The sequence below is a fragment of the Oricola nitratireducens genome, from assembly GCF_014904745.1.
In the GTDB taxonomy this organism is placed as follows: Bacteria; Pseudomonadota; Alphaproteobacteria; order Rhizobiales; family Rhizobiaceae; genus Oricola; species Oricola nitratireducens.
The window spans coordinates 19,151-37,645 of the sequence record NZ_JACZCS010000044.1 but is presented as its reverse complement, the minus strand read 5'-3'; the positions used below and the strand labels follow the sequence as shown (position 1 = coordinate 37,645).

20 protein-coding genes are annotated in these 18,495 nt (G+C 65.5%); 14 read left to right on the top strand and 6 right to left on the bottom strand.

Annotation, left to right across the window (positions count from 1 at the left end; genetic code table 11):
• Window positions 1–3: 3 nt before the first annotated feature.
• From IG169_RS19340 to IG169_RS19315, 6 genes are all read left to right on the top strand, one after another.
• Window positions 4–591, top strand: coding sequence for a histidine phosphatase family protein (locus IG169_RS19340; protein ID WP_193177902.1), 588 nt, complete (start codon window positions 4–6; stop codon window positions 589–591).
• On the top strand, window positions 588–1,289 hold the full coding sequence (pyrF, locus tag IG169_RS19335; RefSeq protein WP_246717461.1) for an orotidine-5'-phosphate decarboxylase: 702 nt from the start codon (window positions 588–590) through the stop codon (window positions 1,287–1,289). The genes IG169_RS19340 and pyrF overlap by 4 nt, the downstream gene beginning before the upstream one ends.
• A gap of 24 nt (window positions 1,290–1,313) precedes the next feature.
• Complete coding sequence (locus IG169_RS19330; RefSeq protein WP_193177900.1) at window positions 1,314–1,607, top strand: DUF1330 domain-containing protein; 294 nt, start codon at window positions 1,314–1,316, stop codon at window positions 1,605–1,607.
• Between the two features lie 11 nt (window positions 1,608–1,618).
• Window positions 1,619–2,134 carry a GNAT family N-acetyltransferase gene (locus IG169_RS19325; protein ID WP_193177899.1) on the top strand — a complete coding sequence of 172 codons (516 nt, stop codon included), beginning with the start codon at window positions 1,619–1,621 and terminating at the stop codon, window positions 2,132–2,134.
• Between the two features lie 143 nt (window positions 2,135–2,277).
• Window positions 2,278–3,543 (top strand): polyhydroxyalkanoate depolymerase, encoded by a 1,266-nt coding sequence (locus IG169_RS19320; RefSeq protein WP_193177898.1) that lies wholly within the window; start codon window positions 2,278–2,280, stop codon window positions 3,541–3,543.
• A gap of 372 nt (window positions 3,544–3,915) precedes the next feature.
• Window positions 3,916–4,431: a transglutaminase-like cysteine peptidase gene (locus tag IG169_RS19315; RefSeq protein WP_246717460.1), complete on the top strand. Its 516-nt coding sequence runs from the start codon at window positions 3,916–3,918 to the stop codon at window positions 4,429–4,431.
• Window positions 4,432–4,437: 6 nt separating this feature from the next.
• Here IG169_RS19315 and IG169_RS19310 read toward each other — a convergent pair whose 3' ends face one another.
• Window positions 4,438–5,133: an ArsR/SmtB family transcription factor gene (locus tag IG169_RS19310; RefSeq protein ID WP_193177896.1), complete on the bottom strand. Its 696-nt coding sequence runs from the start codon at window positions 5,131–5,133 to the stop codon at window positions 4,438–4,440.
• Window positions 5,134–5,245: 112 nt separating this feature from the next.
• On the opposite strand from IG169_RS19310, the gene IG169_RS19305 reads away from it, so the two are divergent.
• Window positions 5,246–5,518 (top strand): YjiS-like domain-containing protein, encoded by a 273-nt coding sequence (locus IG169_RS19305; protein ID WP_193177895.1) that lies wholly within the window; start codon window positions 5,246–5,248, stop codon window positions 5,516–5,518.
• Window positions 5,519–5,926: 408 nt separating this feature from the next.
• On the opposite strand, the gene lepB is transcribed toward IG169_RS19305, so the two are convergent.
• Complete coding sequence (lepB, locus tag IG169_RS19300) at window positions 5,927–6,649, bottom strand: signal peptidase I (RefSeq protein WP_193177894.1); 723 nt, start codon at window positions 6,647–6,649, stop codon at window positions 5,927–5,929.
• 65 nt (window positions 6,650–6,714) lie between these two features.
• Entirely contained in the window at window positions 6,715–7,698 is a 984-nt protein-coding gene (gene mbfA / locus IG169_RS19295) for an iron exporter MbfA (protein ID WP_193177893.1), read from the bottom strand.
• A 121-nt stretch (window positions 7,699–7,819) separates the two neighbouring features.
• Here mbfA and IG169_RS19290 point away from each other — a divergent pair, with 121 nt between their 5' ends.
• The 4 genes from IG169_RS19290 (at window position 7,820) to IG169_RS19275 (ending at window position 10,434) form a co-directional block, all read left to right on the top strand.
• Complete coding sequence (locus IG169_RS19290; RefSeq protein ID WP_193177892.1) at window positions 7,820–8,296, top strand: CYTH domain-containing protein; 477 nt, start codon at window positions 7,820–7,822, stop codon at window positions 8,294–8,296.
• Window positions 8,293–9,204, top strand: a complete 912-nt coding sequence (locus IG169_RS19285; RefSeq protein WP_193177891.1) for a CHAD domain-containing protein — start codon at window positions 8,293–8,295, stop codon at window positions 9,202–9,204. Before IG169_RS19290 ends, IG169_RS19285 begins: the two co-directional genes overlap by 4 nt.
• Before the next feature lie 102 nt (window positions 9,205–9,306).
• On the top strand, window positions 9,307–10,113 hold the full coding sequence (locus IG169_RS19280) for a C40 family peptidase (RefSeq protein ID WP_193177890.1): 807 nt from the start codon (window positions 9,307–9,309) through the stop codon (window positions 10,111–10,113).
• A gap of 156 nt (window positions 10,114–10,269) precedes the next feature.
• Complete coding sequence (locus IG169_RS19275; protein WP_193177889.1) at window positions 10,270–10,434, top strand: Flp family type IVb pilin; 165 nt, start codon at window positions 10,270–10,272, stop codon at window positions 10,432–10,434.
• 69 nt (window positions 10,435–10,503) lie between these two features.
• Here the strand turns inward: IG169_RS19275 and IG169_RS19270 are convergent, their stop codons facing one another.
• From IG169_RS19270 to IG169_RS19260, 3 genes are all read right to left on the bottom strand, one after another.
• Window positions 10,504–13,530 (bottom strand): alpha-mannosidase, encoded by a 3,027-nt coding sequence (locus tag IG169_RS19270; RefSeq protein WP_193177888.1) that lies wholly within the window; start codon window positions 13,528–13,530, stop codon window positions 10,504–10,506.
• 81 nt (window positions 13,531–13,611) lie between these two features.
• A complete protein-coding gene (locus IG169_RS19265) occupies window positions 13,612–15,042 on the bottom strand; it encodes an RtcB family protein (RefSeq protein WP_193177887.1) in 1,431 nt (476 codons plus the stop codon).
• Window positions 15,043–15,058: 16 nt separating this feature from the next.
• On the bottom strand, window positions 15,059–15,496 hold the full coding sequence (locus tag IG169_RS19260; protein ID WP_193177886.1) for an archease: 438 nt from the start codon (window positions 15,494–15,496) through the stop codon (window positions 15,059–15,061).
• Between the two features lie 111 nt (window positions 15,497–15,607).
• Between IG169_RS19260 and IG169_RS19255 the strand changes: the two genes are divergently transcribed.
• The 3 genes from IG169_RS19255 to IG169_RS19245 all read left to right on the top strand — a co-directional run bounded on the left by IG169_RS19255 (window position 15,608) and on the right by IG169_RS19245 (window position 18,486).
• The gene (locus IG169_RS19255; RefSeq protein ID WP_193177885.1) at window positions 15,608–16,699 is read left to right on the top strand and encodes a CapA family protein; all 1,092 of its coding nucleotides are present in this window, start codon (window positions 15,608–15,610) and stop codon (window positions 16,697–16,699) included.
• Window positions 16,700–16,778: 79 nt separating this feature from the next.
• Complete coding sequence (locus IG169_RS19250; RefSeq protein WP_193177884.1) at window positions 16,779–17,246, top strand: YbhB/YbcL family Raf kinase inhibitor-like protein; 468 nt, start codon at window positions 16,779–16,781, stop codon at window positions 17,244–17,246.
• 52 nt (window positions 17,247–17,298) lie between these two features.
• Window positions 17,299–18,486 carry an MFS transporter gene (locus IG169_RS19245; protein WP_193177946.1) on the top strand — a complete coding sequence of 396 codons (1,188 nt, stop codon included), beginning with the start codon at window positions 17,299–17,301 and terminating at the stop codon, window positions 18,484–18,486.
• Window positions 18,487–18,495: the final 9 nt, after the last annotated feature.

Genomic DNA, 18,495 nt, shown 5'->3' with positions numbered 1-18,495 from the left:
GCAGTGTACGCTGTCTACCTCACCCATCCGCAGGTCGGGATAGATCCGGCGAAACCGGTGCCGGACTGGAGTCTCAGCGGCAAGGGCAGGGCCCGGATCGAGGCGGTGTGCGATGCGCCCTGGATCGCCGGGATCGGCCGTATCGTGTCGAGTGCCGAGGCCAAGGCGCGCGAAACCGCCGTGATTCTTGGCGCTGCCGCCGGCGTTCCGGTCGAAATCGTCGATGCCATGGGCGAGAACGATCGCGCGGCGACCGGCTTCCTGCCGCCGACGGAATTCGAGGCGGCGGCCGACCGGTTCTTCGCCGCGCCGGACCTGAGTTTTCGCGGCTGGGAGCGCGCGGTCGACGCGCAGGCGCGAATCGTTGCCGCGGTCGGAAAGGTCCTCGACACCCACGATCCCTCGGTTCCGCTGCTGTTCGTTGGCCACGGCGCCGTCGGAACGCTGCTGAAATGCCGTCTCGGCGGCCGCGTGATCGCACGCGGCGAGGATCAGCCACCCGGCGGCGGCAATCTCTTCGCCTTCGATCTTGTGAGCCGCCGTTTGCTGTGCGATTGGACCACCGTGGAAGAATGGCAGGGACTGTTATGACCAACCGCACCGCCAGTGATCAGCTCATCGTCGCGCTCGATGTCCCGACCGTGCTCGAGGCGGCTGCGATCGTCGAAAATCTCGGCGACGCCGCCGGCTTCTACAAGATCGGCTACCAGCTCGCCTTCGCCGGCGGCCTGCACCTCGCTGACGAGCTGGTGCGCGCGGGAAAACGCGTCTTCCTCGACATGAAACTGCTCGACATCGACAACACCGTCGCCAAGGGCGTCGAGGCGATCGCCCGCTCCGGCGTTTCGATGCTGACCATCCACGCCTATCCCAAGGCGATGGCCGCCGCCGTCGAGGCCGCCGCGGGCTCCGGCCTGTGTCTGCTCGGTGTTACCGTGCTGACCTCGATGGACGACACCGACCTGTCGAACGCCGGTTACCACGACACCGCCACGACGCTGGTTCTCAAGCGCGCCCGCCAGGCGGCGAAAACCGGCATGGGCGGCATCGTCTGCTCGGCGGCCGAGGCCGAGGCGGTGCGCGACATCGTCGGCCCGGATCTCGCCGTCGTCACGCCGGGCATCCGGCCTGCGGGCGCCGCCGCCGGCGACCAGAAGCGTGTCGTCACGCCTGCCGACGCGATTGCCGCCGGCGCCAGCCACCTCGTTGTTGGCCGCCCCATCGTCGCCGCCCCGGACCGCAGGGAAGCAGCGCTCGCAATTCTCGAAGAAATCGAATCCGCCCGCTGAGGGCGAAGCCTGACGGAGGACATCATGGCAAAGGGATACTGGATCGGCCGCGTCACCGTGCACGATCCCGAGCGTTACAAGGATTACGTCGCCACGGCGATGCCGGCCTACAAGGAGTATGGCGCGAAATTCCTCGTACGCGGCGGCAAATGTGACGCTGTCGAGGGCGAGGGTCGGCCGCGCAATGTCGTGGTCGAGTTCGAAAGCTTCGAAAAGGCGCTCGCCTGCTACAATTCGCCGGCCTATGCCGCCGCGCGCAAGATCCGCCAGGAGATCGCCGACGGCGAACTGATCGTCGTCGAGGGCGTCGAAGCCTGATTGCGCCGCGCTTGCCGCGCGGGTTCCTCGTCCGCGAACTGAAGGCGGACGACCTGCCCGGCCTGCATGCGCTGGAGGCGCGGGCCGCGAAGCTGTTCTCAAGGCACGGATTTCCCGAGGTCGCCGAAACGCCGTCGTCCCGTGACGATTTCGCCGATTTCGTGTCGTCCAACACCGCCGTCGTGGCCGCTGACGGCGATGACCGCCTGCTCGGATTCGCCGTCGCCGGCGAGATCGGCGGCATATACTGGCTCAAGGAATTGTCGGTGGAGCCGGATGTCATGCGCCGCGGCATCGGAACGGCGCTCCTGAACGCCATCATCGAGCGCGCCGGACGGGCGTTTCACACCGCTATCGGGCTGTCGACATTCCGCGACGTGCCCTTCAACGCGCCTTTTTACGCCCGCCGGGGCTTTCTCGCCGTCGATCCGGCTGCCGTTCCGGAAGCGATCTGCAGGCAATTCGAACTGGAAGTGCCCGCCGGGGCCGAAATCGGCGACAGGGTGTTGATGATCCGCAAATTGTGAATATGCGGCGAATCTTTTATGCAACTTCCGTAGTGTATACGTACGGAACATGTTGCATTGCACACTATACATGTTAACTTTTCCGTCCGCAGAGAATGCGTGCCGCGTCGGTTTGCCGGCCCGGACAGAAAGGCAGGCAGGCGATGTTCTACCATCTCTATGAAATGAACCACGCGCTGATGCAGCCATGGCGGGCCGCGGTGGACGCCACGCGCCTGTTTTACCGCAATCCGCTGAACCCGATTTCGATGACCAGGGCGGGCCGCACGGCAGCCGCCTGGTGCGAGGTTTTCGAGCGTACCACGCGCCGTTACGGCAAACCGGCCTTCGAACTGCCGCAGACCGAGATCGACGGCAAAACCGTCGACGTCGACGAAACGATCGTCTGGTCCAAGCCGTTTTGCAATCTGATTCATTTCCAGCGCCGGCTTTCCGAACCGCGCCCCCAGGATCCCAAGGTCCTTCTTGTCGCGCCGATGTCCGGCCACTATGCGACGCTGCTGCGCGGCACGGTCGAGCGTCTGCTGCCGGATGCCGATGTGTACATTACCGACTGGATCGATGCGCGCAGCGTGCCGCTCGCGGACGGCAGTTTCGATCTCGACGACTATATCGACTACGTGGTCGAGATGCTGCATCTGCTCGGCCCCGAGACCCATATCGTCGGCGTCTGCCAGCCCTCGGTGCCGGTACTTGCCGCCGTCGCCCTGATGGAGGGCCGCGACGATCCCAACGTGCCTCTGTCGATGACGCTGATGGGTGGCCCGATCGACACCCGCTGCAACCCGACCGCCGTGAACCGCCTCGTCGAGGAAAAGGACATCGAGTGGTTCGAGAAGAACGCCATCATGCAGGTGCCGTTCCCCAATCCGGGCTTCATGCGCAACGTCTATCCGGGCTTCCTGCAACTGACCGGCTTCATGTCGATGAACCTCGACCGCCACCTGATCGCGCAGAAGGATTTCTTCATGCATCTGGTGCGCGACGACGGCGATTCCGCCGAGAAGCACCGCGATTTCTATGACGAGTATCTCGCCGTCATGGACCTGACCGCCGAGTTCTATCTCCAGACGGTCGACGTCGTCTTCATCAAGCACGCCCTTGCGAACGGGACCATGACGCATCGCGGCGAGCCGGTCGATCCGGCGGCGATCCGCCGCGTCGCGATGCTGACCATCGAGGGCGAGAACGATGACATCACCGGGCGGGGCCAGACGAAGTCCGCCCATGCTTTGTGCTCGTCCATTCCCGATGCGATGAAGATGCATTACGAACAGCCGCGCGTCGGCCATTACGGCGTCTTTAACGGCTCGCGCTTCCGCACCGAGATCGCGCCGCGCATGCTCGATTTCATGCGCGCCCGCTCGCGTTTCGCGGCCAGCTCGGGCAAGCGAACCGACGCGGCCTGACGCATTCGACCCGTCATTGACGGATTATTCGGGGACGGGCGCTCTCGGAGCAAATCCGGGAAAAGCGGAAACCGGTTTTCCGTCCGGAATCGCGTGAAATCAAACAGTTGGAGGCGTTCATCGATTCCGTGAAACGATGAACGTCTCGCGCGGCGCCCGTCCTGTTTTCCACATCCTGTCGCGCTCCACGGTAACCATACTGTGAGCTTTGCGTTTCCTCCCGTTGTGCAAATCCGAGTTGCCGGTTAACCTTTCGTTAACCTTGTGGGTATGCGTTGAGGGGAGTTCCGGGTGGTTCGGTTTGTGTCGGCTTTCGCCATGGCAGCAATGATTTCTGCCGTTTCGCCCGGTCCGGCCAGTGCGGCCGGTCGCATGATCACCGGTGGTCTCACCTCCCAGCCGATCGGTCATTACGACTTCTGCCGCGTCTATCGCGACGAGTGCAACCCGATCAAGGGAAGCCACGCGCCGCTGAAGCTCAATCCAGCCAACTGGAATGAAATCCTCAACATCAACGCCACCGTCAACATGGTGATCGAGCCGAAGAGCGATCTTTCCATCTATGGCAAGGAGGAGGTCTGGACGTTCCCGGACCGAGCCGGCGACTGCGAGGACTACGTCCTGTTGAAGCGCGAGCTCCTCATGAATGAGGGCCTGTCGCCATCCGACCTGCTGATCACCGTCGTGCGCAAGCCCGACGGGGAGGGCCACGCCGTCCTGACCGTGCGCACCGACAAGGGCGACTTCATCCTCGACAACCTGACCAGCAAGGTCATGCTGTGGAAAGATACGCCCTATACCTATCTGAAGCGCCAGTCCGAGGTTCACGCAGGCCACTGGGTGTCGATCGAGATGCCCGACCAGACCGTCGTCGGCTCCGTCAAATAGGCGGCATTACCGCCTGACAAGCCCTTCGTATCGCCGCAGGCCTTCCGTCGAGACAATCAGCGTCCGCGAGCCTTTCTCGCGCCGGATCCAGCCTTCGTCGAGAAACCGGTCCAGCAGCGCCGCGCCGATGCTTCCGGCCAGATGCGGCCGGCGCTCCGACCAGTCGAGGCAGGCGCGGCAAAGCGGGCGCTTCTTGCGCTTCAGCGCGCCGAGATCGACGCCGAAGTCCGAAAACACCTGCTCGCCCTTTGCCGTCAGGCGGACATTGCTATCGTCGCCGGCGAGCGCGCCATTCGCGAGCAGCCCGTCGAGAAGCCGCACGCCCATCGATCCGGCGAGATGGTCGTAGCAGATCCGGGCTGTGCGTAGCTTCGCGTCGCGCGGGCCGGTCCGGATCCGCGCCGTCGGCTCTTCCTCCGACAAGACGCTCAGCGTCTCGACCAGGTGGGCGGCGTCCGGGCCGCTGATCCTGTAATAACGGTGCCGCCCCTGGCTGGCGACCGCCAGCAGGCCGCCGTCGATCAGCTTGGAAAGATGCGAGCTTGCGGTCTGCGGGCTGACCCCGCCCGCCTGCGCCAGTTCGCCTGCCGTCAACGCCCGCCCGTCCATCAGCGCCAGCATGACTTGCGCGCGCGCCGGATCGGCCAGAAGCGCGGCCAGACGGGCGATGTTGGGGCCGGAGATGTCGGTTGTCAGCGTCATGGAGAGAAATTAGCGCAATTTTTCCGCTGATGCTTCCATCGCGATCGAAACGTCGCTGCCAACGGACAGCCTAGCGTCCGGCAACCGAAACGCTTGCCGACGGAGCCCTCCCATGTCCGATTCTGCTGTCCGGTCCGCCATGTCCCGCAGGCGCGGTGTTCTGCCCCGCCGCGCGCAGATAACGGCGCGGATTGTCCACTGGCTGCGCCTCTGGCGTCGAAAGCGCAGGTCGCGCCGTCACCTGTCCGATCTCGCCGACTGGCAATTGCGCGACATCGGCGTCTCGCCCCGGCAGGCGAAACGTGAGGTCAGGAAGTCTTTTCCCTGGCACAAATCCTTCCCCTGGCTGGACGAAAGAAAGATGCCGCATGATCCGTGGTGTTAGAGGGGCAGGCAGCCGGTCATCGGCGGTCAGCGCACGCGCAAGTCGGGCAGAGCCCGATCTGCCGCGTTCGCGATCGAACGATCAGCCGTGCGGATGCCGGCGAGCGCAGGCCGGCCCCGGTCCGCGCATGTAATATCGTTCCGGCCGATAGTCCGGCCAGATGAAATTGCGGATCGTCGTCAGCCTGTTTCCGAATGTCCTGATGAGGGCCATTTGTCCTGGTTCCTGAAATGGAGGGCTTCCGCCTCCGGTCCCTTCCTGAACATATATAACATGTACTATATGAATCCCGCATGAACGCGTTGCGCGCAATTCGGGTCTTTTCGTCGCAGCGGGCCATGCCGAACGGCATTTCTGCCGTCATGGTTTATGCGCGATTACCCGCGCCGCGGGACCGGTTGAACCGGATCAGTCGATGGGGCTGAGAAAGCGGCGCGGCGCGCAAGCCAGACCGGGTTCCGGCCGGCAATCATGCAGCGAATAGGTGATCAGGCGCGCCTGGCCCTGGATATTTTCCTCCGGCACGAAACCGAGTTCGGCAAAACGGCTGTCGGCCGAGTTGTCGCGATTGTCGCCCATGAAAAAGATATGCCCCGGCGGCACGGTCACCTCCGCCATGTTGTCGGCATAGCCGTGGTCGGTCTGTTCGATGATCTCGTGAACCTCGCCGCCGGGAAGGTGTTCGTCATAGCGCCGTACGGCGACCGATCCGCCCCTGTACTGGCGGTAGGAATAGTCGCCCTTGAAATCCCGTTCGACGGTTTTCCCATTGATGATCAGCCGTCCGTTCTTCATTGCGATCCGGTCGCCGGGAAGGCCGATGACGCGCTTGATCAGGGTCTCGCCGGTGCGCGGATGGGTGAAGGTCACGACGTCGCCGCGTTTCGGCAGGCGCCCGAACAGGCGGCCTTCCTTGCCGGGAAACGAAACATGCGGATCGACGAGCAGCGAGTGGCGCGACCAGCCATAGGCCGTCTTGTCGGTGATAAGACGATCGCCCACTTCCAGCGTCGGCACCATGCTCTCAGACGGAATGTAGACCTGCGCGAAGGCGAAGGACTTCGTGATGAAAACGATCGCCGCGACCTGCGCGACAAATCCGAGGCCGCCGAGTGCCGTGCGTATGCTCATTGTGACCGTCTCCCGTTGCGAGGCGGAATTGAGCCCGGCTTTACGGCGAAGGTGAGGCGCTCCCCCTAGGCGTTGCCGATCAGGATGCCGGCGGCGAAGACGAGGCTGCCGCCCAGGATGACCTGCATCGCCGCGCGCATCCACGGCGTGTCCATGAACCGGTTCTGGATCCAGGTGATCGCGAACAATTCCACGACGACCACGATGGCCGCGATGGTGGTCGCGGTCCAGAAATGCGGGATCAGATAGGGCAGGGCATGGCCGAGACCGCCGAGCGCCGTCATGATGCCGGATGCGAAGCCGCGCGCGACCGGCGAGCCGCGGCCGGAAATCTTGCCGTCGTCATGCGCCGCTTCCGTGAATCCCATCGAAATACCGGCGCCGACCGACGCCGAGAGCCCGATCAGGAACGTGGTCCAGGTGTCCTGGGTCGCGAATGCCGTCGCGAAGATCGGCGCCAGCGTCGACACCGAACCGTCCATCAGGCCCGCAAGGCCGGGCTGGACGTAGGTCAGGATGAACTGGCGCCGTTCGCGCTGGCCCTCCTCCTCGCGCACATCCGCGGGCACGTGCTTTTGTTCGAGCCGCTCCGCGGTCGCCTGGTGGCCGGCCTCTGCAATCGCCAGTTCGCCGAGCAGCTTGCGCGTGTCGGCGTCTCCACTTTGCTGCGCCGCGCTCAGGTAGAACCGGTGCGCCTGCGCTTCCATCTCGGCCGCCTGCGCGCGCACCTTTTCAAGTCCGAGCGGACGCACCAGCCAGTCCGGCTTGCGCTCGTAATATCCGCGCACATGCTCGCGCCGGATCAGCGGGATGCGGTCGCCGAAGCGCTTCTTGTGCAATTCGATCAGCCGTGCGCGATGGACGCTCTCCTCTTCCGCCATTTCCTCGAACATTTTTGCCGAGTTCGGATAGTCGTCGCGCAGCCCGTCGGCATAGGCGAGATAAATGCGCGCGTCGTCCTCTTCCGACGAAATGGCGAGCGCCAGGATTTCCTGTTCCGAAAGGGACTTGAAGTCGCGCCGCGTGGAAGGGAAAAAGCGATGAAGCATGTGAGGGAATCCATTTTTTAGAATTGTTCTAAACTTAATCGGAGGCCGCCGCCAGTCAAGCGACGGAACGCCACACTTGCCCGAAGTTGCAAAGATTCGCCCTTTCGGAGAAGGATGTCTTATGGCCCTGGAAATCGAACGCAAGTTCCTGGTTGAAGGCGACGGCTGGCGCGAAGCGCCGGAAACAACCCGGCATATTCTCCAGGCCTATGTCGCCCTCGACGGCGACACCTCGGTCAGGGTCCGCATTTATGACAACAGGCATGCCCGGCTGACGGTGAAATTCGGCCTGTCGCGGATGTCGCGCGACGAGTTCGAATATCCGGTTCCCCTCGATGACGCCCGCCGGATGGTCGAGGCAAGCCGCGGCCGGTTGGTCGAAAAGACCCGCTACACGATTTCGCTGGACGGATTCGTCTGGGAGATCGACGCCTATGAGGGCGCCCTTGCGGGGCTGGTGATCGCCGAAGTCGAAATGCAGTCCGAGACCGACACCCCGACCCTGCCCGACTGGCTCGGCCGCGAGGTGACGGGCGACAGCGCCTGGTCGAATGCCACGCTGGCAATCCATGGCCTGCCGGCGGAAGCGCGCCCATGAGCTACAGGATCCGGCCCGGAAAGCCGCTGACCCGCGAAGCGGTTCGCATCGCGCGGGCGCAATACGAAAAGGCGATCGACATCCTCTATCACGAGCGCGGCGGGCGCGACGAGGCGGTTCACGACGCGCGCAAATGCTTCAAGCGCCTGCGCGGCCTGTTGCGGTTGGTGCGCGACGCCGCGCCGGAATTCTGCGCCCGCGAAAACGCCCGCATCCGCGATATCGCGAGGACCTTGTCGGCCGTGCGCGACGCAACCGCGCTGGTCGAGGCCCTGAACCGCCTGGTCGCCGACGAGACCTCGGAAGAGGTGCGCACGGTGCTCGACGCCATCCGCGACCGCCTGGCGGCGCGCCGCGATCATATCGCGACGGCGGAAACCGACCTTTCAGCCAGCATCCTGGCCGCGATCTCCGGCTGCAAGCAGGGGATCGCGGCGCTGGACGAGCTTTCGCTGCCCGACAAGCCGGACAAGGCGGTCGCCGTCGTCGCCGGCGGCGCGGCGAAGAACTACGCCCGCGCGGTCAGGGCGCTGGAAACGGCCCGGAAGACGGGCGAACCCGCCGACTGGCACGATCTCAGGAAACGCATCAAGTATCACTGGATGCATGTCCTGCTGCTGCGTCCGGTCTGGCCCGGCGAAATGGCGGCGCGCGCCGAGATCGCCGACCGGGCGGGCGAGGCGCTTGGCGACGACCACGATCTCGCCGCCCTCGACGCACTGATCGCCGCCGAGCCCGAGACGATCGGCAGCCCAGCCGAGATTGCCATGCTGCGCGTGGCGATGAAGGCGCAGTCGGAGCGGCTGCACGACGAGGTGGGCGTGATCGTGAAGAACCTTCTGCGCGATGATGGCGACATGGTCCGCAGCCGCATCGCCGCGCTCTATCGCGAAGCCGCCGGCATATAGAGCCTTCACACCCTCCGCACGATGCTGTCAATTCGGCTCCCTGCGGCTTGAAAATCCGCGCTCTTCCTGTGACCTTTGCCGGGATTTCGACACGGGCGCGCGATGGAAACGAAAGACACGACACTCGACCGCATCGGACGCTGGATGGCGGGCCGGCTTCAGGCCGAATCCTCCGGTTACCGGCCCTACACGCCTTCCGATCCCGAAACCCTCTACCGCACGCTGCTTCCGGCCGACATCCTGCTCGTCGAGGGCAACCGCAGGATTTCCGCCGCGATCAAGTATCTGACCCAGTCGACCTGGAGCCATGCCGCCCTCTATGTCGGCGACGCGCTCGAGGCGGCGGACGGCGACGGCAGGGCGAAACGGCTGATCGAGGTCAATCTCGGCACCGGCTGCGAGGCCGTGCCGCTGGATAAATACGCCAGCTACAACACCCGCATCTGCCGCGCCTCCGGCCTCACCCCGCAGGACCGCCAGGCGGTGGTCGATTTCATGATCTCCCGCATCGGCCTGAAATACGACAACAAGAACATCCTCGACATGTTGCGCTATTTCTTTCCCGCGCCGCCTGTCCCGGTGCGCTGGCGCCGCCGCATGATCCAGTTCGGATCCGGCGATCCGACGCGCGCCATCTGCTCCACGCTGATCGCCCAGGCGTTTCAGGAGATCCGTTATCCGATCCTGCCGGAAATCACGCTGGCGCCCGGCCGCGCCGGCGCCGCCTCCGATTATTCGCGCGCCGAGATCCTGCATATCCGCCACCACTCGCTGTTCACGCCGCGCGACTTCGACCTCTCGCCCTATTTCGAGATCGTCAAGCCGACGCTGACATACGGTTTCGACTACAAGCAGGTGGTCTGGGGCGACATGAAGAAACAGCCGGGAAAAGCCGTTCGGGAGCCCTGAAATCCGGTTGAATCCGTCTTTTCGCGTTCAGGGTTTGGCAACCGTCTTCCTTAAGCGGGAACTAAGACGTGCAGACTATGCTTCAGAAATTCCGGCATGAAAAACAATAAGCATTTGCCGGCGGCATAGCTGGGAAACAATACTTAGGAGCGCGGCATGTTTGTACGGTTTTTGAAAGACGAGTCGGGTGCGACAGCCATTGAATATGGCCTGATCGCTGCCCTCATTGCCGTTGCAATCATCACGGGCGCAACGACGGTCGGCACGGCCATTAATCAGAAATTCGATTATATCGGCAGCCAGATCGGTACCGGCCTCTAAGGGCCGCAATATGCGCCGTGAAAGTTCGAGGCGGGCGGTCCTTCGGGGCCGCCCGCTTCTTATTGCGTGTCAGCTCCGCGTCAGCCGCCAGCTGCGCAACTCGAACGGCATCAGGTCGAAGGGGCGGTCGCGCTCCATCGGCTCTTCCATCAGATTGAGCGCGCCGCTCGCCGCCCAGCCTTCCGGCAGCAAGACCGAGAAGTCGCCGCGCCCGCCGGCCGGCTCGTAGACACGCAGGATCAGCCCCTTGCCGTCCTCGGCCGGCTTGAGCGCCGACAGCGCCGCGCGAATGCCGTCGGTTCCTATCAGCGACGCGCTGTGCTCGGCAAGCCCTGACGCCTTGTGGATGACCAGCGGTTGGTTCAGCCATTCGGCTTCCTCGCGCACGCCGCCCGTGTGCCAGTCGCCGCCATGCGGATAGAGCGCATAGGTGAACTCCTGCTGTCCCTCGTCGGCGAGAGGGTCCGGCCAGATCGGGCCGCGCACCAGACTGAGTCCCAGAACGTTGCCCTTGGCGCTGTAGCCGTATTTCGCGTCATTGAGCAGCGCCACGCCGAAGCCCGGCTCCGACAGGTCGCAGAACCGGTGCCCCGGAACCTCGAACTGCGCCGCCTCCCACGAAGTATTGGCATGCGTCGCCCGTATCGCCACGCCCAGGGCGCATTCGAATGTTGCCTCGCGCGCGAAGACCGCGACCGGATTGACCGTGCGCAGCAGCACCCGCCGGTCGTGCCAGTCGATTTCGGTCCGGATGTCGAGCCGCCTGCCGTTCGCCGCAAGCGAATAGGTCTGGCTGATCGTCGAGTGCCGCCATCTCTTGATGACGCGGATCGCACCGTGATGCGGCCCTCCCTCGGCGATTTCGATCGAGCGGACCTCCGTCACCTCTTCGCCGCCTTCCGCGTAGTCTTCCTCGATGTCCCAAGCATCCCAGGCGCGCGGTTTGTCCGCCGGATAGGCCCATAGCTGGTTGCCGCGCCCGGCAAGCGCCTCGCGTCCGGTCTCCTTGTGGATCAGGCTCGTCACCGTGCCGTCGGCGCCGATCACCGCCTTCAGCGCGGCGTTTTCCAGCGTGTTGGCGGTGACGTTGAGGCCGGGTGCCGGCATCGGAAAATCCGCGTCGAACACCATGACGCCAAACGCCGGAACCGTGTCGGCGGTCGCGTATCGGTGCCCGTTCGCCAGAGCCACGTCGAGCGGCCGCGGCGCTGCCGACGGATTGGCGACGACATGCGCATTGGCGATGTCGCCCTTAGGCAGATGCGTGGTGATTGCCGACATCGCGGCCTTCTGGGCGGTCTGGCCGAGATGAATCACCTTGTCGAGTTCGGCTTCGGCATCCCTTGCCGTTTCGGCGACGCCGGAGCCGGGCAGGATGTCGTGGAACTCGTTCTTCAGGACGATCCGCCATCCCGGTTCGAGATTCATCGGCTGGTCCGCGCCCATCAGCGCCGCGTAACCGGCGAGGGTTTCCGCCGTGATCAGCGCCCGCTCGGCCCTGCGGTGCTTGCGCTTGACCGCGCTTTGCGTCGTCAGCGTCGCGCGATGCAGTTCCAGATAGATCTCGCCCGACCAGACCGGGTAGCCGCGCACCGGCTCGCCGTCGCGCGCCCGTTCGAAGAAGTCGTCGATGCGGCCCCATCGCGCTTCCGGCAGGGCGGGAAAGCCGCGCAGCTGGACCTCGCGCTCCACCATTTCCGGCGTCACGCCGCCGCCGCCGTCGCCATGGCCGACCGCCAGCAGCGTCTCGTCGTGGCGCGTCTTGCCGCGGAAATTCTTCCATGTCGGCACGATGCAGTCCGGCCGCACGAAACCGTTATAGCCTTCCATCGGATTGTCGAACATGTGCGCGAGGACCCGCGAGCCGTCGATGCCCTCCCACCAGAACAGGTCGTGCGGAAACGTGTTCGTTTCCGACCAGTTGGGCTTGATCGTGAAGAAATGCTCGATGCCGCCCTGCTTCAGCAGTTGCGGCAGCGCGCCGGAGAAGCCGAAACAGTCGGGCAACCAGCAGACCGTGTGCCGCACGCCGAAATGTTTCTCGAAATAGCGTTGCCCGTAGAGTATCTGCCGCGCCAGGCTCTCGCCCGTCGGCATGTTGGTGTCGGGCTCGACCCACATGCCGCCGACGGTTTCCCAGCGGCCCCGCCTGGCTTGCACCCTGACCTTTTCGAACAGCGCCGGATCGTCCTCCTCCAGCTGCGCGTAATAGGCCGCCGTCGACTGGTTGAAGGTGAAATCGGGCGAGGAGTCCAGAAGCGCCAGCGCCGTGTGGAAGGTGCGGCGGATCTTGCGCCGCGTCTCGTCCCACGGCCACAGCCAGGCGAGATCGATATGCGCGTGGCCGGTCAGCGCCACCTTGCCTTGCGGCGGAAAGCGTTCTCTCAATCCGGCAAGCGTCGCGACGAGCGTGTCATGCGCCCGCGCCACGCTTGCCCGTGCATTGTCGTCCAACCCGTCGGGATCGTCTTTCAGCTCCGGCAATTGCCAGATCGTCTGCTGTCTGCGCGACGGCGCCGTGCGCGCGACGTAGTTTTCCGTGTCCGACGGCCAGTGCAGGCTGCGCAGCGCCGTCTCGCCGGCCTCCATCAGGTGCGGCACGGCCTCGTGTTCGCCCAGCGCCTCGATCGCTTCGGCGACCTGCTTCAGCAGTAGGTGCAGGCGATGCACCGGCAGGTCGATCCGGGCGAGCCGCGCGGCGTTGAGGCGGGGCGCGCGCACCGGTTGGCCGAAGGGCAGGCGCGCGACGCTCTCGGCATGGATCGTGACACGGCCGTCGCGGAGCCTGAATTCCTGGTGGTTGGGATCGAGCCCGTAGGAAGCCGGCTCGCCTTCCGGATATATCAGGGTGACGAGGCTCTCGCCGCCGAGATCGAGGATCAGCCGCGTCTCGGCGAGCGGCCAGTCGGCGGGAACCTCTGCCTCCGCGGCAAATTTCACGACCCCGTCATGCCGCGGCCATGGCGCGCCGGTCTCGATCGGCTCGCCGTCGAAGGTCCAGCCGGTGACCGGCGCCTGCTCGCGCTCGCGCCACCAGCCCAGTTCCGACAGGCGTTCCTTGAGGCGGGCGAGGCGCTGCGAGGGGGAAAGCGGCATGGCGGGCGTCCCGGTTTGATGTGGTTCGCGCCGCATGTGTGACGCTGCGCCAGCAAAACCGAAAAGCGTGCTCCGGTAAAGTCAGCCCTTGATGCAGATTAGCGGAACCAGCCGCGCCACCTTGCGGGCCAGCCCTGCTTTCTCCGCAGCGTCGACCACCGCGTCGACATCCTTGTATGCGCCCGGCGCCTCCTCGGCGATACCGCGCGATGTGTGGCTGCGCACGATGATGCCCCGTTCCGCAAGGTCGTCCACAACCTGCCGGCCCTTCCAGTTCTTCAGCGCCTGGTGACGGCTCATCCTGCGTCCCGCACCGTGGCAGGCCGACGAGAACGCTTTCGCCTCGCTCGTCGCCGTGCCGGCGAGAATGTGTGAGCCGGTGCCCATCGAACCGCCGATCAGCACCGGTTGGCCGAACGGTTTTAGCGCGGCGGGCAGGTCGTCATGGCCCGGTCCGAAGGCGCGTGTCGCGCCCTTGCGGTGGATGAACAGGTCCTTTTCCACTCCGTCGACCGCGTGCCACTCGATTTTGCAGGTATTGTGCGAGACATCGTAGAGCAGGTCTAGCTCGGCGTCGGGAAAGACCTGCGCGAAGACCTCGCGCGCGAAATGGCCGATGATCTCCCGGTTGGCGAGCGCGCAGTTGATCCCCGCCCACATCGCGCCGAGATAGCGCTTGCCGAGGTCGGAATCGAGCCGCGCGCAGGCCAGTTCCCGCTCCGGCAGATCGATGCCCTGCTTCGGCGCCTCCGCGGCCATCTCGGCGAGGAACTCCGTCCCGATCTGGTGGCCGAGCCCGCGCGAACCGCAATGGATCGTGACCACGATGTGCTCCGGCGAAAGGCCGAAACCGCGCGCCGCCTCCGCGTCGTGGATTTCGGTGACCTGCTGGACTTCCAGATAGTGGTTGCCGGAACCGAGCGTGCCCATTTCGTGGCGCTGGCGCTTGTGAGCCCGTGGCGAGATGTAGCCGGGATTGCCGCCACGCATCCGTCCGCGCTCCTCGATGCGGTCGAGATCGCGCATCTCGCCCCAGCCTGATCGCACGGCCCATTCCGCGCCGCCGGCGAGCATCTCGTCGAGACCCTCGTCGGTCAGGTGGATGGCGCTGGTCGAGCCGACTCCCGCCGGCACTTTCTCGAACAGCGCATCGGCCAGTTCGCGCTGATGCGCGCGAATGCGGTCCGCGTCGATATTGGTCAGCATGCTGCGCACACCGCAGGATATGTCGAAACCGACGCCGCCCCCCGAGACCACACCGCCCGCCGCGGCATCGAAGGCCGCCACGCCGCCGATTGGGAAGCCGTAGCCCCAATGCGCGTCCGGCATGGCATAGGAGGCGCGCACGATCCCCGGCAGCATCGCCACGTTCGAGGCCTGCTCGAAGACCTTGTCGTCCATGCCGCGGATCAGCTCTTCGTCGGCATAGAGCACCGCGGGCACGTTCATCTTGCCGGTCGGCTCGATATGCCATTCGCACGCGCCGGCCTGGGTTAGCCGTCCCGGATCCATGCCTGTCCTCCTCGTCTCAGACGTCGACGACGCATTGCGCGATCCATTCGCCCGGCCGCTCCTCGGCGACCTTCGCCATCGTCAGCGTTGCTCCCTTGATCTCGACGGCCGGTTCGTGCCGCATCCGGTCGATCGTCTCTCCGCGAGCCTCGCCGGTCAGGCGCAGCCCGTCGATGCGCACGTGAAACCGCGCGAAGATCATCCGTTCCGCCGCCATCTCGTAGACGATGGCGTTGAGAAAATTGACCAGCAGCAGTTCCGGGTCCGCGCCCGTCACGTCGATGGCGACGCTTCTCTCCGCCCGCACTCCTTCCGGCGGCGTCAGCACCGCCGTCGCGGCAAGCGCCGCTGCTTCGAAGGCTTCGGCCATCGTCGCCCCATGGCCGCGCACGCCGATATCGGCGCCATGCGGAAAATGCTCCCAGCACGCCTCGGCGAGTGACGTCTTCGCCATCTCGCTCCTCCCTGTTCGCCGCGCCATCAGATGTTACAGTCAAGACCGGCGGGCCGCGCCGCGCATTGATGCGTATCAAGAGGCGGTCGGCATGCGGGACGGACGGAGACGATGAAGCTGTTTTTGAGCGGTGACGTGATGACCGGGCGCGGGATCGACCAGATCCTGCCGCATCCGGGCGACCCGGCGCTGCACGAGGACTATGTCAGATCCGCCCGCGACTATGTCGCCATCGCCGAAAAGGCCTCCGGCGCGATCCCCGAAAAAGTCTCCTGGCGCTATGTCTGGGGCGATGCGCTGGCCGAGATCGAGCGCCGCGATCCCGATGCCCGGATCATCAATCTCGAAACCGCCATCACTGCCCGCGGGACACCGGAGCCGAAGGGCATCAACTACCGCATGCATCCCGGCAATACCGGCTGCATCACCGCCGCCGGCATCGATTGCTGCGTCCTCGCCAACAATCATCTCGGCGACTGGGGCCTGCAGGGCATGATCGACACTCTCGCAACGCTCAAGGCCGTCGGCGTCGCGGCGGCGGGGGCGGGTCGGGATTCGGCGCTCGCCGCTCAGCCCGCCATTCTCGATACGTCGGGCGGGCGTATCCTTGTCTTCGGCTTCGGCGCGCCGTCGAGCGGTGTGCCGCGGTCTTGGGCGGCCTTGCCGGACCGTCCCGGCGTCAATCTTCTGCCGGACTTCGACGACGCCGCCTTTCGCCGCATTTCCGAGGACATCCACGCCTGGCGGCGGCCCGGCGACGCTGTCGTCGCCTCGATCCACTGGGGCCCGAACTGGGGCTATGACATCCCGGATGAGCACCGCCGCTTCGCCCATGCGCTGATCGATGAGGCTGGTGTCGATATCGTCCACGGCCATTCCTCGCATCACCCGATGGCGATCGAGGTCCATGCGGGCCGGCCGGTGCTTTACGGCTGCGGCGACCTGATCAACGATTACGAGGGCATCGGCGGACACGAAGCCTTCCGCCCGAACCTGACACTTGCCTGGTTCGTCGATTACGATCGCGCGGCGCGCCGCCTGCGCGGCCTGGAGATGGTGCCTTTCCGGCTGCGCAAGTTCCGCCTGGAGCGCCTGCGCGGCGAGGGCGCCCGATGGCTCGCAGATACGCTCGACCGCCAATGCCGCCGTTTCGGCCATCGCGTCGGACTGACCGGCGCGGAAACGCTGGCGCTGATATTGTGATGTTCGCCCATTGTCGCATGTCAACGCGGGGCGCTCCGCTGACACCTATAAATGCGAAAAACCGCGAGGAGGCGCCGATATGGCATTTTCGCTGACGAGTTCCGCCTTTCGGGACGGCGATGCCGTTCCCGTCCGTTATGCCTGCACCGGGGAGAACGTGTCGCCGCCGTTCCGGTGGGCCGACGCGCCGCAGGGCACGAAGAGCCTCGCGCTTGTCTGTCACGATCCGGATGCCCCGTCGGGCACGTTCCATCACTGGGCCGTCTTCGACATTCCGCCTGACATGTCGGGGCTTCCCGAAGCGCTGCCGCCGATGCCGGACCTCCCCGGCGGGTTGCGTCAGGCCGTGAACGATTTCGGCAACCCGGGCTATGGCGGCCCGTGCCCGCCGAAGGGCCATGGCATTCATCACTATCACTTCCGGCTGGTCGCCCTCGATGTCGCCAGTCTCGGTCTTCCCGCCTCCGCGTCGTGCCGCGAGGTCGCGGCGGCGGCCGGAAGGCACATGCTCGCCATTGCAGAACTCGTCGCCTTGTTCGAAAGGTGATCTCGCCGGTCGCGATGGGCTTGCCGGCTATGCGAAGGAGATAAACGTGGCGATGACGATTTCCAGGCTGCCGCGCAGCATTTGGGCGCTCGGCTTCGTCAGCCTGTTCATGGACATCTCGTCGGAGATGATCCACGCGCTGCTGCCGGTCTTCCTGGTCTCCGTGCTTGGCGCAAGCACCGTCACCGTCGGCCTGATCGAGGGGATCGGCGAGGCGACCGCCTCGATCTCCAAGCTGTTTTCCGGCTGGCTCAGCGATCGCATCGGCGCGCGCAAGCTTTTGACTGTCCTCGGCTACGGCCTCGGCGCGGCCTCCAAGCCGCTCTTCGCGCTCGCGCCGTCGCCGGACTGGGTGATGTTCGCCCGCTTTTCCGACCGTGTCGGCAAGGGCGTGCGCGGCGCCCCGCGCGATGCGCTTGTCGGCGACCTGACCACGCCCGACCTGCGCGGCGCCGCCTACGGCCTGCGCCAGTCGCTCGACACCGTCGGCGCCTTTCTGGGACCCTTGCTGGCGATCGGCCTGATGGCGCTGTTCGCCGGCGACTTCCGCTCTGTCTTCTGGGTCGCGCTGATCCCCGGCGCGATCGCCGTGACGATCCTGATCGTCTTCGTGCGCGAGCCGGAACGCAAGCCGAATGGCCGCACGCCGCGCTTTCCCTTGCGCGCGACGGAACTCGAGGCGCTGGGCGGCCTGTTCTGGGGCGTCGTCGCCGTCGGCACCGTGCTGACGCTCGCCCGTTTCTCGGAAGCCTTTCTGGTGCTGCGCGTCGAGGGCAGGGGACTGCCGGTCGCGCTGGTTCCGCTGGTCCTGATCGTCATGAATGTCGTCTATTCGCTGACGGCCTATCCCTTTGGCGCCCTGTCCGACCGGTTCGACAAGCGGGCCATCCTTGCCGCCGGCTTCGCCGTTCTGATCGCCGCCGATCTGGTTCTCGCCTTCGCCCCCGATGTCTGGACCGCGATGGCGGGTGTCGCGCTCTGGGGGCTCCACATGGGCATGACGCAGGGTTTGCTCGCTGCCCTTGTCGCCGAAACCGCGCCGGAAACCTCGCGCGGCACCGCCTTCGGTGTCTTCAATCTCGTCACCGGCATCGCGCTTCTCGCCGCCAGCCTGACGGCCGGCGCGTTGTGGGAATGGGTCGGGCCGTCCGCGACCTTCCTTGGCGGCGCGGCCTTCACCGGCGTCGGCCTCGCCGGCTTCCTGCTGCTCGCAAGGCCGGACGCGCCCGAGGAGCCGTAGGAGGCTGTT